Source organism: Pararhizobium sp. LjRoot255 (assembly GCF_964252905.1).
Lineage (GTDB): Bacteria > Pseudomonadota > Alphaproteobacteria > Rhizobiales > Rhizobiaceae > Pararhizobium.
Genome location: NZ_CAXUPQ020000001.1, coordinates 3,306,767 through 3,319,575 on the forward strand (window position 1 = coordinate 3,306,767; position 12,809 = coordinate 3,319,575).

12 protein-coding genes are annotated in these 12,809 nt (G+C 60.6%); 9 read left to right on the forward strand and 3 right to left on the reverse strand.

Annotated elements, in window-relative coordinates:
- Positions 1-138 precede the first annotated feature (138 nt).
- The 6 genes from ACSQ2W_RS15870 (at position 139) to ACSQ2W_RS15895 (ending at position 6,215) form a co-directional block, all read left to right on the forward strand.
- A complete protein-coding gene (locus ACSQ2W_RS15870) occupies positions 139-624 on the forward strand; it encodes a 3-hydroxyacyl-ACP dehydratase FabZ family protein (RefSeq protein WP_436087116.1) in 486 nt (161 codons plus the stop codon).
- 2 nt (positions 625-626) lie between these two features.
- Positions 627-1,832 carry a beta-ketoacyl-ACP synthase gene (locus tag ACSQ2W_RS15875; protein ID WP_436087117.1) on the forward strand — a complete coding sequence of 402 codons (1,206 nt, stop codon included), beginning with the start codon at positions 627-629 and terminating at the stop codon, positions 1,830-1,832.
- Positions 1,833-1,845: 13 nt separating this feature from the next.
- A complete protein-coding gene (locus ACSQ2W_RS15880) occupies positions 1,846-3,132 on the forward strand; it encodes a beta-ketoacyl-ACP synthase (RefSeq protein ID WP_436087118.1) in 1,287 nt (428 codons plus the stop codon).
- Between the two features lie 56 nt (positions 3,133-3,188).
- Entirely contained in the window at positions 3,189-4,217 is a 1,029-nt protein-coding gene (locus ACSQ2W_RS15885) for a zinc-binding dehydrogenase (protein ID WP_436087119.1), read from the forward strand.
- A gap of 11 nt (positions 4,218-4,228) precedes the next feature.
- Complete coding sequence (locus tag ACSQ2W_RS15890) at positions 4,229-5,161, forward strand: lipid A biosynthesis lauroyl acyltransferase (RefSeq protein ID WP_436087806.1); 933 nt, start codon at positions 4,229-4,231, stop codon at positions 5,159-5,161.
- A 343-nt stretch (positions 5,162-5,504) separates the two neighbouring features.
- Positions 5,505-6,215 (forward strand): PAS domain-containing protein, encoded by a 711-nt coding sequence (locus tag ACSQ2W_RS15895; RefSeq protein WP_436087120.1) that lies wholly within the window; start codon positions 5,505-5,507, stop codon positions 6,213-6,215.
- 47 nt (positions 6,216-6,262) lie between these two features.
- Here the strand turns inward: ACSQ2W_RS15895 and ACSQ2W_RS15900 are convergent, their stop codons facing one another.
- Both ACSQ2W_RS15900 and ACSQ2W_RS15905 read right to left on the reverse strand, forming a co-directional pair.
- Positions 6,263-6,613 (reverse strand): VOC family protein, encoded by a 351-nt coding sequence (locus ACSQ2W_RS15900; RefSeq protein ID WP_436087121.1) that lies wholly within the window; start codon positions 6,611-6,613, stop codon positions 6,263-6,265.
- Between the two features lie 14 nt (positions 6,614-6,627).
- Positions 6,628-7,026: an SRPBCC family protein gene (locus tag ACSQ2W_RS15905; RefSeq protein WP_436087122.1), complete on the reverse strand. Its 399-nt coding sequence runs from the start codon at positions 7,024-7,026 to the stop codon at positions 6,628-6,630.
- A gap of 394 nt (positions 7,027-7,420) precedes the next feature.
- Between ACSQ2W_RS15905 and gndA the strand changes: the two genes are divergently transcribed.
- Positions 7,421-8,851: an NADP-dependent phosphogluconate dehydrogenase gene (gndA, locus tag ACSQ2W_RS15910; RefSeq protein WP_436087123.1), complete on the forward strand. Its 1,431-nt coding sequence runs from the start codon at positions 7,421-7,423 to the stop codon at positions 8,849-8,851.
- Between the two features lie 78 nt (positions 8,852-8,929).
- Here gndA and ACSQ2W_RS15915 read toward each other — a convergent pair whose 3' ends face one another.
- Complete coding sequence (locus tag ACSQ2W_RS15915) at positions 8,930-9,958, reverse strand: LacI family transcriptional regulator (protein WP_436087124.1); 1,029 nt, start codon at positions 9,956-9,958, stop codon at positions 8,930-8,932.
- A 487-nt stretch (positions 9,959-10,445) separates the two neighbouring features.
- Here ACSQ2W_RS15915 and ACSQ2W_RS15920 point away from each other — a divergent pair, with 487 nt between their 5' ends.
- Positions 10,446-11,678 (forward strand): ABC transporter substrate-binding protein, encoded by a 1,233-nt coding sequence (locus tag ACSQ2W_RS15920; protein ID WP_436087125.1) that lies wholly within the window; start codon positions 10,446-10,448, stop codon positions 11,676-11,678.
- 204 nt (positions 11,679-11,882) lie between these two features.
- Positions 11,883-12,785 carry a carbohydrate ABC transporter permease gene (locus tag ACSQ2W_RS15925; RefSeq protein WP_436087126.1) on the forward strand — a complete coding sequence of 301 codons (903 nt, stop codon included), beginning with the start codon at positions 11,883-11,885 and terminating at the stop codon, positions 12,783-12,785.
- Positions 12,786-12,809: the final 24 nt, after the last annotated feature.

The following is a 12,809-nucleotide window of genomic DNA, read 5'->3' on the forward strand; positions in this document are numbered from 1 at the left end:
GACGGTCGCATGATCGCGCCGCCGCACCGGTTTCGGGCGGGCCAAACCAGGCGGGATCATGCGCGGATTTGAAATCCGGAGCAGTTCACGCGCCACTTCTGATGCGCCGCGCTCCGGGCCAAGCTGGATTTGCTCCTGATGCTCCTTGAATATTTTCAGATGATCGACCGGATCGAGACCCTCGATCTCACCGCCAAGACGTTGACGGCGCGCTCGGTTGTTCCCGCCAAGAGCCCGGTGTTCGAGGGGCACTTTCCCGGCTATCCGCTGGTGCCAGGCGTTCTTCTGATCGAGACGATGGCGCAGGCCTCGGGTTTTCTCGTTCTTGCCGCCACCGATTTCGCGGCCATGCCGTTCCTGATGTCGGTTGATGGTGCCAAGATGCGCACCTTCGTCGAGCCGGAAGCCGTGCTCGACATCGAGGCCTTTCTGGAACATGACGGCTCCGGCTTTGCCGTCACGAAGGCGAAAATCACCTCGCAGGGCAAGAAGGTCTGCGACGCGCAATTAAAACTGCGAACCATGCCGTTCGATCAGGTGCCGCTTGGCCCGATCGTCAAGAAGCGTGCCGAAGAAGTGGGGCTGATGGCGGCGATGGCAGCTATGGCCACGACAGGAGAGTGACCATGAGCAAGTCTGCCAATGACGTAGTCATCACCGGTGTCGGCATCGTCACCAGCCAGGGGGTGGGCACCGAGGTGCACACTGCGCTTCTGACCGCCGCTCAGCCGCCAGCCGTGCGCATCGAGACCGAACGTTTCGCGCCCTATCCCGTGCATCCGCTGCCTGAAATCGACTGGTCGCAGCAGATTCCGAAACGCGGCGACCAGCGCCAGATGGAAAACTGGCAGCGCCTCGGCGTCTTCGCCGCTGGCTTGGCGCTGGATGATGCCGGTTTCAAGGATGACCTCGAAGCCTGCGGCTCGATGGACATGATCGTCGCGGCCGGTGGCGGCGAGCGCGACATCACCGTCGATTCGCTGATCGTCGACGAGGGGCTGAAGCGCAACGACCGCGAGCGGCTGCTCAACGAGAAGCTGACGACGGAACTGCGCCCGACCCTGTTTCTCGCCCAGCTTTCAAACCTGATGGCCGGCAATATCTCGATCGTTCACAAGGTTACCGGCTCCTCCCGCACCTTCATGGGCGAAGAGGGGGCCGGTATTTCGGCCGTGGAAACCGCCTTTGCCCGTATCAAGGCGGGCCAATCCACCCATACGCTCGTCGGCGGCGCCTTCGTTGCCGAACGGCAGGACGTGCTGCTTCTGGTCGAGGCTATCCAGGGCCACGCCCGCGGCGAATGGCAGCCGCTCTGGGCGCGCAAAGCCGAAGATGGCGGCGGCATGATCCTCGGTTCGGTCGGGGCTTTCCTCGTCCTGGAATCGCGCGCTCATGCGGAAGCCCGCGGCGCCCGCATCTATGCGTCGATCGACGCGATCGAGGGCGACCGCGGCAATCGCGACGCTGGCCGGTTGGAGGCGCGGCTCGAACGGCTTCTGGAGCCGGCGAAGGAGCGGGCAGGCGACGGGACCGTCGTTTTCTGCGGCACGACCGGCTTTCAAGATTTGGCCGCGCGCGAGCAGGCCGTGCTCGAGGCCACAGTTCCCGGTGCAGCACTTCGCGCCTATGGTGGCCTGACCGGGCATGCGCTCGAAGCCCAGTTTCCGCTTGGCTTGGCGCTCGCTGCGCTAACGCTCGACGGCCGGGCGAAGGTACCGCCGTTCGACACCGGCCGGGAACGGGCGATGACCGCCGGGGCAACGACGGCCGTCGTCACAACTGTCGGCCATGTTCGCGGTGAGGGTGTTGCCCTCCTGTCGGCCAATGCGTGAGGAGTGAACCATCATGACCGCATCGAAATTCACCGATCATCTCGGCCGTCCGATCATCGCCGTCACCGGCATGGGCGTCATTACCTCGCTCGGCCAGGGGCTGAAGGATAACTGGGCGGCGTTGACCGCCGGCGTCTCCGGCATTCACGCGATCAAGCGCTTTCCCACGGAAGGATTGTCGACCCGCATTTCCGGCACCGTCGATTTCATCGATGTGCCTGCGGAAAATTCCGTCGAGCGTTCCTATGCCTTCGCGCGTGCGACGACGGAGGAAGCACTGGCGCAGGCCGGGCTTTCCGGCGATTTCAACGGGCCGCTATTCCTCGCTGCCCCGCCGATCGAGCCGGAATGGAGCGACCGTTTCGCGCTCGCCGACCGGGCACCGGCCTCCGAACGCCCGGGCGATGCCTATGACCGCTTCATGGCGGTCCTGCGCAACAAGGCCGATCCGGTCTTTCACGAGGCCATGCTGTTCGGCGCCATTTCCGAACGTCTGGCCGATCGTTTCGGCACGCGCGGCCTGCCGGTGACGCTTTCGACCGCTTGTGCTTCCGGCGCGACGGCGATCCAGCTTGGCGTCGAGGCGATCCGCCAGGGTAGAACCGATCGTGCACTGACGGTTGCGACCGACGGTTCGGTCAGCGCCGAAGCGCTGATCCGCTTCTCGCTGCTGTCGGCGCTTTCCACCCAGAACGATCCGCCGGAGAAGGCCTCCAAGCCCTTCAGCAAGGATCGTGACGGTTTCGTCATCGCCGAAGGTGCAGCAACGCTGGTGCTCGAAAGCCTGGAAGCGGCGCTTGCCCGCGGCGCCCGCGTTCTCGGCATCATGAAGGGCTGCGGCGAGAAGGCCGATCTCTTCCACCGCACCCGCTCGTCCCCGGATGGCGGCCCGGCGATCGCGACGATTCGCGCGGCGCTGTCTGATGCGGGCCTTGCCGAAAGCGGCATCGGCTACATCAATGCTCATGGCACCTCGACGCCGGAAAACGACAAGATGGAATACGGCGCCATGTCGGCGGTCTTCGGCGAGGCGCTTGCCAGCATTCCAGTCTCATCGAACAAGTCGATGATCGGCCACACGCTGACGGCGGCCGGCGCGGTCGAGGCTGTCTTCTCGTTGCAGACCATGCTGACTGGCACCTTGCCGCCGACGATCAACTACACCAACGCCGATCCAGCAATCGTGCTCGACGTCGTGCCGAATGTGAAGCGGGATGCAAAGATCACGGCAGTCCTGTCGAACTCCTTCGGCTTTGGTGGCCAGAACGCCAGCCTTGTCATGACGGCGGAACCCGCCTAATCGGTCAGGCGACACTTTATCGATGAAGACGCCTTTGGGCGAAGGACTAAAATATCATGCGCGCTTTGCAACTGATCGACGACCGCAAGCTGGAAATCACCGACCTTCCCGAACCGGAAGCGCCGGGTCCCGGTGAAGTCACGCTCCGGGTCAAGGCGGTTGCGCTCAACCATATCGACGTTTGGGGCTGGCGCGGCATGGCCTTTGCCAAGCGCAAGATGCCGCTGGTGATCGGCGCGGAAGCGTCTGGTGTGGTCGATCAGATCGGCCCGGGCGTCGCCAATGTGCTGCCGGGGCAGCTCGTCTCGATCTACGGCGCGCGCACCTGCGGCCTTTGCCGCCCCTGCCGCGAGGGCCGCGACAATCTCTGCGAACATGTCGGCGGCGTGCACGGGTTCCATCTCGACGGCTTCGCGCAGGAAAAGGTAAACCTGCCGGCACGCCTGCTCGTTCCCGCACCTCCGGGCGTCGATGCGGTGGCCGCGGCTGTCGCTCCGGTGACCTTCGGCACCGTCGAGCACATGCTGTTCGACAATGCCAAGCTCGAACCCGGGGAAACCATTCTCATCCATGCCGGCGGCTCGGGCATCGGCTCGGCGGCGATCCAGCTTGCCAAGAAGATCGGCTGCACCGTTATCACTACCGTCGGTTCCGACGACAAGATCGAGAAGGCCAAGGCACTCGGCGCCGATCATGTCATCAACTACCGTACCGATCGCTTCGAGGGCGTCGTTCGCAAGCTTACCAAGAAAAAAGGCGTCGACGTCGTCTTCGAACATGTCGGCAAGGACACATGGGCAGCCTCCATGTTCAGCCTGAAGCGCGGCGGGCGTCTGGTGACGTGTGGGTCGACCTCAGGCGTCTCGACGGACATGAACCTGATGATGCTCTTCCAGCAGCAGTTGAAGCTGCTCGGCTCCTTCGGTTGCCGCATGGAGAACATGGCCAACGCCATGCAGAAGATGGCGCGTGGCCTCGTTCATCCGGTCATCGACACCGAAGTCGGCTTCAATGAAATCGACCGGGCGCTCGAGCGGATGGAGACACGGCAGGTCTTCGGCAAAATCATCCTGCGGATGGACTGAACATCGTGCGCATGCTGATCACACGGCTGGTTCTTTCGGCGGAGCACTTCCGCCAGTGGTCGATCGCCCAGTTCGTCTTCCTGTTGCTCGGCACGCTGAAACTGTTTCCAGCCAACGGCGCCATCGAATTCGCCGATCGTTTCACTCGCTGGCTCGGGCCGAAGTTGAAGCACCGGCACAAGCTGACCATGACCAATCTGCGCAATGCCTTTCCCGAAAAGAGCGAGGCGGAGATTGAGGCGATCGCGCTCGAAAGCTGGGGTAGCATCGGAAGGCTGGCGGCCGAATACGTCTTTCTCGACGAACTCTTCGATTTCGATCCGGCCAACCCCGAGCCGGGCCGTATCGAAGTTTCCGGCATCCCGTTGTTTATCGAGTTGCGCGACAATCCGCGACCGTTCATCGTCTTTACCGCCCATAGCGGCAATTTCGAACTGCTGCCCGTCGCCGGTGCGGCCTTCGGGCTGGACGTGACCGTGCTTTTCCGCCCGCCGAACAACCCTTATGTCGCCGACAAGGTGTTCGATTTCCGCAGGCAGCGCATGGGCAACCTCGTTCCCTCGCATGCCGGCTCGTCATTCACGCTTGCGCGCAAGCTGGAGGCGGGCGGCGCCGTCGGCGTGCTCGTCGACCAGAAGTTCCGCAAGGGGCTGACGACGAAATTCTTCGGCCGGGATGTCCGCACCAACCCGCTGCTGGCGAAACTGGTGCGGCAGTTCAACTGCGAGGTCTATCCGGCGCGCTCGATCCGGCTGCCGAACGGACGGTTCCGGCTCGAACTCGAACCGGCCATCACCATCCCGCGCAGGGCTGACGGCGGCGTCGACGTCAACGCGACGGCGCAACTGCTCAATGACAAGGTCGAGAGCTGGATCCGGGAGTATCCCGGGCAGTGGCTGTGGTACCACGACCGCTGGAACATCAAGCGCAGTCTGAAGGATTGATCGAAAGCGCCGGCGCGTCGCCAATGCGATAAATCACGATTGGCATATTCTGCCCGCATCGGTGCGATTCCCGATATTTTTTCGCGGATTAGCCGCCGAGTTGCCGCGGCACCTCTTCGCCGTGCTGCGGCATTTAAGCCATTTCGTTGCAATGCCAAAAATAAACTCAACGGCAACGTTTCCGGCCCGGTCCCGGGTGTTGTACGTGGTCTCTTTGCGTGTAGACTGAAGTACTGCAGCAGGCGATTGCAAGCGCTTCGGACGATCGAACATTCATATCTGGATTGCGATGCTTATTCCGTGGCTTCGGGCGCTCGGGTGGCGCGGGAGTGGGGGTGGAAAATTGAAGGCACTGATCGACCTTTTCTGGTTCAAGTATTCCCAGCTGCAACATGCCGTCAAATCTGGCGATGACCTTCTGATAAATATTCTTGATCGAGAGATCGAACCGGTTCTTGACGCCATCTATCACGAAGAAGCGAACGATTCGACCGACGCCCGTTTGCAGTTCCAGTTCGTTCTCGACCTGCTGCAGAAGGAGGCCGGCGACGTTTCGAGCGTGCTGCGCCAGCGCGGCGTCCTGCAGACGCTGGCGGACCGTTATTTCGCGGCGGGAACCGGTGACGTTTTCGAAAAATCCTTTGCGCCGCAGACGGCCGGTGGTTTGCAGAAGGGTCGTGTCGACGAGGGCTTCCTCAATGAGGCGATCCTCGACTGCATGCCGGATCGCATCGCCGTCATCACCACCGACTACAGTTATCTCTACACCAACTCGGTCAATGCCGCGCGGCTGGAAGAGCGGCCGATGGATCTTGTCGGCCGCCATATCGTCGAGTTCGTCGGCATTCAGCGCTTCGAGGAGCGGGTCAAACCGAACCTCGACCGATGTTTTTCCGGCGAACTGGTGGATTACACCTACCCCAAGGACGTTGAGAACCAGACGATCATCGTGCGGTGTCGGATGACGCCCTGCATCTCGAGCACTGGCAAGATCATCGGCGCAATCCTCATCCTTCAGGAGATCGCCGACCGCCGCCGCGCAATCGCCGCATAATGGCGGAAGGCGAGGGCCGGCCGCCCTCGCGCCTCATTTCGTCTCGGCTATTTGTCCGACCAGACCGCCAGTTCGTAGCCGTCCGGATCCTGGAAATGGAATCTCCTGCCGCCCGGAAAGGAAAAAGTCTCCTTGACGATGCGCGCGCCGGCCGCCTCCAGTCGCGCTTGCGTGGCTGCGAGATCGTCCGCATACAGGATCACCAATGGTCCGCCCGGCTTTACCGTTCCTGTCGTCAAGCCGCCAGTCAGCCGGCCGTCGCTGAATTCGCAGTATTGTGGACCGTAGTCGGTGAACGACCAGCCGAACGCAGCGCCGTAAAATGCCCTCGAACGGGCGATGTCGGCAACGGCGAATTCGATATTGTCGATCTGGCGATCGGTGCCTTTCTGGCCCATGTTCGTCTTCCTTGTTATGTTTCCAGCAGTTTTTTCAATGTGTTGAGGTCTTTCAGCACCCAGTTGGAATCGGCAATAAACTGTTCCTCGCTGGTATCGGGCAGTTTCAGCACCGTGAACATCACCTCCGAGCCGTCGCCATTCGGCACGACGCGCAGCGCATTGTTGACTTTAAGCCCCGATTCCATCGTCACGACATGGTCCATCACACCGAGATCGTTCCTCGGCGCAAATTTTACGCGGACGTCGCCAAGCGGGCCGTGTGCCACCCAATCCTCATCGTCGGGCTCCAAACCGCCGCCGAGGCCGGACGCCCAGAGCGGCATGTTTTCCGGCTTGGCAGCAAACTGATAAACGTCACGCCAGTTCCTGTTTATGCTGACATGGACGACTTTCGCTTCCATCACGTCCATCTGGTTTTCCTTTCATCGTTCCGACGAGCCCGGGAACGAACGGATCGGAATCTTGAACAAAATGAACAATCAGCCCGCCAATTGCCGGCAGCCGTCGCCAGGCGAAACGCTTGTCGGCATTCGTAGCTCGCAGGACATGTGGGCCTCATCGCCGCAACGGTCGAACCCTGTGTCCACCTGCGTAAAGCTTACCCGGCATACCCGGAAAAGTCCTCCTTTTTGACAACAATCGCTTGTCGTTAATCGATTTGAATGCCAAAACTCCGTCAGTATTCCGCAAGGCGCTTTCACGCATCCTGCTGCACGAAACGTCCTGCTCAAAGTCAATCTGGTGGAGTTATCGCGCGTGTCCAGCCGGGCATCGGCCACTTCACTGTCTAACGGAGGCACATACGTGGCACAGGCGGAAATCGGCCTTATCGGGCTCGGCGTTATGGGATCGAATCTGGCGCTCAATATTGCCGAGAAGGGCAACAAGATCGCAGTTTTCAACCGCACGGTCGAGGCGACGCGAAAGTTTTATGCCGATGCCGGTGAGTTGCAGAGCCAGATCGTGCCGTGCGAGACCATCGAGGAATTCGTTGCCGCCATCCGCCCGCCTCGGCCGATCATCATCATGATCAAGGCCGGCGAAGCTGTCGATCAGCAGATGGAACTGCTCAAGCCCTATCTTGAGAAGAACGACATCATGATCGATGCCGGCAATGCCAATTTCCGCGATACGATGCGCCGCTTCGACAATCTCAAGGACAGCGGCCTGACCTTTATCGGCATGGGCGTTTCCGGCGGTGAGGAGGGCGCACGCCATGGCCCGTCGATCATGGTCGGCGGCAAGGAGGAGTCCTGGAAGCGCGTCGAGAAGGTGCTGACCTCGATCGCCGCCAAGTACAACGGCGATCCTTGTGTTGCCTGGCTCGGCGAAAATGGTGCCGGTCATTTCGTCAAGACCATCCATAACGGCATCGAATATGCCGATATGCAGATGATCGCCGAAATTTACGGCATCCTGCGCGACGGCCTGAAGATGAGCGCCACCGAAATCGGCGAAGTCTTCGGTGAGTGGAACAAGGGCCGGCTGAATTCCTACCTGATCGAGATCACCGAGAAGGTGCTGAAGGCAGCTGACCCCATCACGGGCAAGCCGATCGTCGATCTGATCCTCGACAAGGCCGGCCAGAAGGGTACCGGCAAATGGTCGGTGATCGAAGCGCAGAACATGGGCGTCCCGGCAACCGGCATCGAAGCCGCTGTCGCCGCGCGCAGCATCTCTTCGATGAAGGATGAGCGCGAGACGGCCGAAAAGGTGCTGGGCTTGCCCAATGTCGGCGAGTTCAGGGTTGCTGACAGGGCCGCCTTCCTCAAGGATCTCGAGAGTGCGCTGCTCGCATCGAAGATCGGTGCGTATGCGCAAGGCTTTGCCGTCATGTCCGCCGCGTCCAGGGAATTCAACTGGAACCTGCCGATGCCGAGCATTGCCAAGATCTGGCGCGCCGGCTGCATCATCCGCTCGCAGTTCCTCGATGAGATCACCACGGCTTTCACCAAGGATCCTGATGTCGCCAACCTGATCGTTACGCCCGCCTTTGCAAGGATGGTCAAGGAGAGCGACGGCGCGCTTCGCCGTGTCGTTTCGGCGGCGGCTCTCGGCGGTCTGCCGGTGCCGGCACTCGCATCCGCGCTCGGTTATTTCGACAGCTACCGCCGCGGCCGCGGCACCGCAAACGTCATTCAGGCGCAGCGCGACTTCTTCGGCGCCCATGGCTTCGATCGCGTCGATGGCGCAGACGCGCATCACGGCCCTTGGGGCAGCGGCCTGAACACCTGACCTCAACGGTCTGCCGGTCGTTGGACAAAAAAGCCGCGCGGATCGATTCGCGCGGCTTTTCAACGCCTGGATGTCAGGTCAGCGCGCTTTGCTCAGACTCTGCAATTCTTCCGCCGGCAAACCGGCAATGCGGCCGATCACGGCCCTGGCCAACTCGCGGCCGGCGTGGCGGATGTCCTCGTTTATGGTGATGACTTCGGGACGCAGCCAGCTGAGGAAATCGCTGGGGACCTTCGAGACCATGTCGACATCCTGGTTGAGCTTTTTGCCAACGGCTTCGAGCCCGGCGATCAACGCGATCGAACCGGCGCCGGAACCCGAAACGATGCCGTCGGGCGCGTCGTCTGCGCGCATCAGCATCTCGAATGCCGCGCGGATTTCCACCAGACTATTGTCGAGGTCCACGGAGTTGAAGGCAACAGCCTCGACGCCGAAATCGCGAATGCCTGCATCAAAGCCCTTTCGCATGTGCCTATGGAAGGTCAGATGCGGCGGCGGCTGCAGGAGCACCATGCGCTTGCGCCCGAGAGCCGCCAGCCGCCGGACGGCCTCGTAGGCAAATCCTTCATTGTCGAAGTCGTGATAGGGATGGATCAGTCCCATATCGGTGCGGCCATGGGTGGCGAAGGGGAAATTCCGCTCCATCATCACTTCAACCCGCGGGTCCTTCGGCTCCGTACGCGAAATGATGACACCGTCCGCCGCACCCGTGTCGAGCACGTAGCGGACCGGGGCGAGAGCGTCCTTCGAAAACCTATAGGGTGTGATGACCAGATGATAGGGGGTCGAGGCCAATACCTCCGAAATGCCGACCACGATCGGGCTCGTCAGGCCCATCACCTCTTCTTCGAGGGATAGCACCAGGCTGATGACGTTGGTCTTGCCGGTGCGAAGGCGCACGCCGGCGCGGTTCGGCTGGTAGCCTACCTGTTTGGCGACGAGCCGTACGCGTTCCTTGGTTTCAGCCCCGATATCTGGGGCATCCTTCAAGGCACGAGAGACCGTCGTGATGCCAAGGCCCGTCATGAAGGCGATTGTCTTCAGGGTCGGACGTTCCTGCAATGAGGAGGGCGCCGGGGCCTGACTGCTCTTGGTTTTCTCGTCCATTCCCCGCCCATCGCCTTCCCATGTTCAGGCCGCATCGTTGCGGTTGCCTGCAGCAGACCCTCTGGTCTTTCATGCCTTATATATGATTTGTGACATATAGGCACCCATCGCACGCTCCTGCGTATTGTCGAAAATCTGTAACGATACAGTTGGCTTGTCGAGGGCTTTTTTTGTCGGCATGCCGCCTCCTTCTCCGTAGAGTTGAATCCTGCGTTCCATCACTTCAGCTTTGCATCTGCGAAGAAGCACGGGAAGTTCATGACGCGGAGCTTATGAGGAAATTCTCTGAAATAACTGGATAAATATGGATTTTTGAAAAGATACTGCACTGCAGCAAGTGGGCGAAGTGAATTTGTCGTGACATATATGTTTACATCCTATGCGAGTATTATATATTTTTTCATGAATTATGCGTTGTGGCTGTTGCGCCGGCAAATCGATTGAACTAAGTTTTTTCCGGTAACGTTACAGTGAGGGAGGAAAGCTCATGAAATTGCGTTTGTTGGCCGCTGCTTTGGCGGCGACTGTGGTGCTTCCATTCAGCGCAGCCAGCGCTGCAGATCTGGAAGTGACCCATTGGTGGACGTCGGGTGGTGAAGCCGCAGCGGTCGCCGAATTGGCAAAGGCGTTCGATGCTACCGGCAACAAATGGGTCGACGGTGCGATCGCCGGCTCCGGCGGTACAGCCCGGCCGATCATGATCAGCCGCATCACCGGCGGTGATCCGATGGGCGCCACGCAGTTTAATCACGGCCGGCAAGCCGAGGAGCTGGTCGAGGCCGGCCTGATGCGCGACCTGACCGATGTTGCGACGAGGGAAAACTGGAAGGACATCGTCAAGCCGTCGAGCCTGCTCGACAGCTGCACCATCGAGGGCAAGATCTATTGCGCGCCGGTCAACATTCATTCCTGGCAGTGGCTGTGGCTGTCGAATGCGGCCTTCAAGCAGGCCGGTGTCGACGTGCCGAAGAACTGGGATGAATTCGTCGCTGCGGCTCCGGCTCTGGAGAAGGCCGGCATCATACCGCTCGCCGTCGGTGGCCAGCCCTGGCAATCGGCCGGTGCGTTTGACGTGCTGATGGTCGCGATTGCCGGCAAGGACGTCTTCAATAAGGTGTTCGGCGAGAAGGATGCCGAAGTGGCCGCCGGTCCAGACATCGCCAAGGTCTTCAAGGCCGCTGATGATGCCCGCAAGATGTCCAAGGGCAGCAACGTGCAGGATTGGAACCAGGCTACCAATCTGGTCATCACCGGAAAGGCCGGTGGTCAGATCATGGGCGACTGGGCGCAGGGCGAATTCCAGGTTGCCGGCCAGAAAGCTGGCACGGATTATACCTGCCTTCCGGGTCTGGGCGTCAACGAGATCATCTCGACGGGTGGCGACGCTTTCTACTTCCCACTCCTGAAGGACGAGGAAAAGTCGAAGGCCCAGGAAGTGCTCGCCTCGACGCTGCTTGATCCCAAGACGCAGGTCGCCTTCAACCTGAAGAAGGGATCGCTGCCTGTACGGGGTGACGTCGACCTCGCCACGGCAAACGACTGCATGAAGAAGGGTCTCGAGATCCTTGCCAAGGGTAACGTGATCCAGGGCACCGACCAGCTTCTGTCTGCAGACAGCCAGAAGCAGAAGGAAGACCTCTTCTCCGAGTTCTTCGCCTCTACGATGACGCCGGAAGATGCGCAGAAGCGCTTCACCGACATCATCGCGTCGGCCGATTGATCAACGGCTACTCTGTCGAAAGCCGGTTCCGCGTTGCGCGGGGCCGGTCCGACCTCAAACCTGAATGATCAACTCGGTGTTGCGGCGGGCTCACGATGTCGTGCCACGGCCGGCGATCCTTCGGACTTGAGGATGGAGCGAAGTGGTGCGGTGTCCGCCGCCGCTTTCAATCGGTTGAACACTGACCCAAGGGAGGAGTGAGACATGACGGGCCAAGCGTATGCCGGCCGGCCAAATCAGTTGTTGCGCAATCTGCATTCCAAGATTGCCTCAATTCCGATGATACTGACCGCCGTTGTCATCTTTCTCGGCGGCACGCTTTGGACGGTGTTTTATTCCTTTACCAATTCGAAGCTCCTCCCGCGCCTCTCGTTTGTCGGGCTCGATCAGTATGAGCGTCTGTGGGCGGCCCCGCGCTGGCTGGTGTCCATTGAGAATCTCGCCATTTACGGCTTCTTCTCGCTGATTTTCAGCCTGGTGATCGGTTTCGTGCTCGCCGCATTGATGGACCAGAAGATCCGTTTCGAGAATACGTTCCGGACGATCTTCCTCTATCCGTTCGCTCTCTCCTTCATCGTCACCGGCCTGGTCTGGCAATGGGTGCTCAATCCGGAGTTCGGCGTGCAGTCGGTCGTTCGATCGCTCGGCTGGACGAGCTTCACCTTCGATCCGCTCTACAATCAGAGCATCGTCATCTATGGCATCCTGATCGCCGCCCTCTGGCAGGGAACGGGCCTCGTCATGTGCCTGATGCTCGCCGGCCTGCGCGGCATTGACGAGGACATCTGGAAAGCCTCCCGTGTCGATGGCATTCCGATGTGGAAGACCTATCTTTTCATCATCATTCCGATGATGCGCGCCGTCTTCATCACCACGCTCGTGATCATCGCAAGCGGCATCGTCCGGGTCTACGACCTCGTCGTGGCTCAGACGAGCGGCGGTCCCGGCATCGCCTCCGAGGTGCCCGCCAAATATGTCTACGACTACATGTTCCAGGCGCAGAATCTCGGTCAGGGGTTTGCCGCCTCGACCATGATGCTGATCACCGTTGCGATCATTATCGTACCCTGGGCCTATCTGGAATTCGGAGGACGCAAGCGTGGATGACACCGTATCGCTGAAGGCGCGGGC